The organism is Mycolicibacterium palauense (assembly GCF_002592005.1).
Lineage (GTDB): Bacteria > Actinomycetota > Actinomycetes > Mycobacteriales > Mycobacteriaceae > Mycobacterium > Mycobacterium palauense.
Genome location: NZ_NVQF01000180.1, coordinates 1 through 2,581 on the forward strand (window position 1 = coordinate 1; position 2,581 = coordinate 2,581).

The 2,581-nt window shown below is 67.0% G+C and carries 5 protein-coding genes; 2 read left to right on the top strand and 3 right to left on the bottom strand.

The window, feature by feature from the left end; all coding sequences use genetic code 11:
* The coding region (locus tag CSR00_RS31095) for a hypothetical protein (protein ID WP_218014567.1) at positions 1-279 on the bottom strand (279 nt) is incomplete at its 3' end.
* Between the two features lie 233 nt (positions 280-512).
* Here CSR00_RS31095 and CSR00_RS29680 point away from each other — a divergent pair.
* Positions 513-926 carry a hypothetical protein gene (locus CSR00_RS29680; RefSeq protein ID WP_245906763.1) on the top strand — a complete coding sequence of 138 codons (414 nt, stop codon included), beginning with the start codon at positions 513-515 and terminating at the stop codon, positions 924-926.
* A 79-nt stretch (positions 927-1,005) separates the two neighbouring features.
* Here the strand turns inward: CSR00_RS29680 and CSR00_RS29685 are convergent, their stop codons facing one another.
* Together CSR00_RS29685 and CSR00_RS29690 are read right to left on the bottom strand one after the other, a co-directional pair.
* Positions 1,006-1,425 (bottom strand): Rv2576c family protein, encoded by a 420-nt coding sequence (locus CSR00_RS29685; RefSeq protein WP_099025926.1) that lies wholly within the window; start codon positions 1,423-1,425, stop codon positions 1,006-1,008.
* 2 nt (positions 1,426-1,427) lie between these two features.
* Positions 1,428-1,889: a hypothetical protein gene (locus CSR00_RS29690; RefSeq protein ID WP_245906761.1), complete on the bottom strand. Its 462-nt coding sequence runs from the start codon at positions 1,887-1,889 to the stop codon at positions 1,428-1,430.
* A 153-nt stretch (positions 1,890-2,042) separates the two neighbouring features.
* On the opposite strand from CSR00_RS29690, the gene CSR00_RS29695 reads away from it, so the two are divergent.
* Positions 2,043-2,581, top strand: a 539-nt coding sequence (locus CSR00_RS29695) for an AMP-binding protein (RefSeq protein WP_141564541.1), incomplete at its 3' end; no start/stop codon positions are given.

Sequence of the window (2,581 nt, forward strand, 5' to 3'; positions counted from 1 at the left end):
GTGTGACACGGTTTGCTTTGTGTTGTGTCTGTGGCGGGTTGATACTTGTGTGACAGGATAATGATGCACGGCAGAATGTGAACAGAGGTAGGCGTAGGCGGTGTATGATGAGTCTACGCGACAGGCTGTCGATGACGAGGTAACCCGCGCATCTGCGCGGGTTACCTCGTCATCGACAGCCTCGTCGGCAGCCTCGTCATCGACAGCCTTGTCGGCAGCGTCGTCGGCAGCCTCGTCGGCGGTGCGATCGGCACCGGAGCCCGGGGGTTCGGAAACCACGGCCCGCCTCCTGTTCAGGTGGATGTGTGATCGGCTGGGGGCCCGCCCGTCGCGCGGTGTCGGCCCGGCGCGCCACTACGGGAGAACGCGATTGCGGCCCGTCGTGCAGCCTACCGGCCCCGACGATGACCGTGGTTGAATGCGGGCCGGGGTAGGTCCGCCCCCGGGGGCGCAGTAATCTTCTCGGAAATGGAGAGTTTCGTTTCCGGCTGTGCGAAAGTAGTGACGTGCGCATGAACCAGATGTGCAGCGTGGCGGCTGCGTCGGTGATGGTGGCCGGGATTCTGACGGCGCCGCAGGCGGCCGCGGGCCCGCAGACCTGCAATGACGCGTTCTGCGTCCCCGGGATCACCCCGAACGTGGTGTTGGGCGACTATTGCGCGAACCCCAACTACTTCGTGTTCGGGACAGCCGTCGCGGGTCCCTCGATCCAGCCGGGCCGGTTGCTGTTCTGCGGATCGCCGCGGCGGTACGCGCCGCGCTGGTTCCGCTCGCCACCCATCGCCGGCATCCGCGACGAGAACTCTTCCTGCGACGGCAGCCTGCACATGGTCGCCCAGGCCCCGGACGGTCTGTTCCTGAGCTGCATCCCGGTGAACGGCGCGAGCCTGTGGCGGCGCGGGGACGCGCTGAGCAACCCCAACTGAGCAGGTCGGCGGCCGCCGGTACGGAGGCGCCTTTCGGGCGACTATCGAGTCTCTATCGCCCGGGGGCTCATGACGGGGCTCACCAGGTGCGCAGTGCGCACAGCGCGCCCTTGGGGCCGCTGTTCGTCTGGACGACGTTGCCGTCCACCATAAGTTCGCAACTGAACCCCGGCGTCGGGGTTTGTTGCGTCTCGCCGCTCTGCACCACCACCATCGCCCACATCTGGGGATCGGCCAGCATCGTGTCGAGGACCCACGGCTTGTCCGGCGCGAGATCGACATCCACCCGTGGGCTGAACATGTACGGATTGTGGCTGTAATCGGAGAACATCGCCGGCTCGCTGTCGCGGTAGTAGATGTGCGCCCAGAACGGGGCGTCCGAGGACACGGTGTATCGAACGTGGTGCAGCACCGGATCATCGGCGGCCGCGGGGGCGGCCACGCCGAGACCACCGACCAGCGCCGCGATCACTGCCGCCGTTGCCGGCATCGAACGCATCATCACATCCTCGTCAGCCAGAGCGGGTAGGTCAGCGTGCCCCCGGGCGCGCCGTCGCAGCCGGCGGCGAAGCTGGATTCCAGGGTGCCGGCCAGCGTGTTCGGGTCCCAGCGGTACACGTCGTGGGTGGGGACGGTCGGGCCGTAGTAGATGTTGCCGCAGCGCAGGCCGAACGGGTCGTCCACGGTCATGACGTACTGGCCGTCGATCAGATGGACGTCGCCCTCGTACTGGTAGGCCTTGGCGATGGGCTGCGGCAGGGCGATCACCTGGATGCAATCGGTGGCGTTGGTGGAACCCACGCAGGGGGTGATCAGGGAGAACACCCAGGTGTGGAAGTCGCGGCGATCGGGGATGTGCAAGTTGTAGTTGCCCAGGTACATGGCGTTGGCCGGGGGAGCGAACCCGACTGCCGCGGCCGCGATGAGCAGGGCACCCGCGGCGCTTCCCAGGACCGACTTCACATGCTCCTCCACGGCTTCGGCTGTTCGGCCTGACTATAGAACGAGATCGGCGTCGGCACGCCGAAACCGGATTCTCATCTTCGCCGAACGGGAGATTGGCATTCTCGGCTCCGGAGAATAGCATCCCCAGCAGAAGGTGAGGTGCGGTAACCGATGCGAGAGATTCCCGACGAACTCGTCCAGCGCTACCGACGCGAGGGCTGGTGGACCCCGGACACGCTGGGGGATCTGGTCCACCGGGGGCTCGCCCGGGCGCCCGAACAGGAGTTCCGGGTGCACTCGAAGGTTCGGCCCTACCACGGGTCCATCGCCGATGTGGAGGCCTCGGCCCGGCGCCTGGCGGAGGGGTTGAGGAAACGCGGGGTGGGGCCCGGTGACGTGGTCGCCATGCAGTTGCCCAACTGGATGGAGGCGGCCGCGACCTTCTGGGCGGCGGCGCTGCTCGGCGCCGTGGTGGTGCCGATCGTGCATTTCTACGGCCGCAAGGAACTCACCCACATTCTCGGCGACGCCAAGCCGAAGGTGTTCATCAGCGCGGCCGCGTTCGGCCGGATGGAGTTCGACCCGCGGGTGGCCTCGGGTGTGGAGATCATCGGGTTGGTGGGTGGGAGCGACCCAGCGTTGGTGGGTGGGAGCGACCCAGCGTTGGTGGGTGGGAGCGACCCAGCGTTGGTGGGTGGGATATATCCATC